Source organism: Psychrobacter sp. 1U2, assembly GCF_051847575.1.
On record NZ_JBPYDC010001237.1, the window covers coordinates 1 to 658 of the forward strand.

General features: G+C 45.6%; 2 protein-coding genes. Both read left to right on the forward strand.

What is annotated here, in order from left to right:
• On the forward strand, positions 1–233 hold a 233-nt coding region (locus ACS8FD_RS21405; protein WP_439277355.1), incomplete at its 5' end, for a CoA-transferase.
• A gap of 5 nt (positions 234–238) precedes the next feature.
• A partial coding sequence (locus tag ACS8FD_RS21410; RefSeq protein ID WP_439277356.1) for a CoA-transferase occupies positions 239–658 on the forward strand: 420 nt, incomplete at its 3' end.

Genomic DNA, 658 nt, shown 5'->3' on the forward strand with positions numbered 1-658 from the left:
TATTAGAGTATCCTATTAAAGCGGATTTCGCTCTGATTAAGGCCTTTCAAGGAGATCGTTGGGGCAACTTAACTTATCGCAAAGCGGCCCGCAACTTTGGCCCTGTTATGGCTGCAGCCTCTAAGCATACGGTTGCCCAAGTCAGTGAAGTGGTAGATTTGGGGGTTTTAAATCCTGAACATATTGTCACCCCTGGTATTTTCGTCCATGAAGTCGTGCATGTGGGAGCATAAACATAATGAATAATTATACACCATGGTCAGTCGATGAGATCGCCAAGTACGTCGCCCAAGATATTCAAGAAGGGATGTACGTCAATTTGGGTATTGGTCAACCCACCAAGGTTGCAGATTTTTTGCCGGACGATAAAGACATCTTTTTGCACAGTGAAAACGGGGTATTGGGTATGGGTCCTGAGCCAACTGCAGGAGAGGAGGATGGCGACTTAATCAATGCCGGTAAGCAATATATTACCTTATTGAAAGGCGGCAGTTATTTTCATCATGGCGATTCTTTTACCATGATTCGAGGAGGGCACATCGATTTATGCGTCCTAGGGGCCTTTGAAGTGGCTGAAAATGGTGATATTGCTAACTGGTTTTTAGGTCGCCCTAAAGATATTCCTGCAGTTGGTGGGGCGATGGATTTAGCGGTAGGC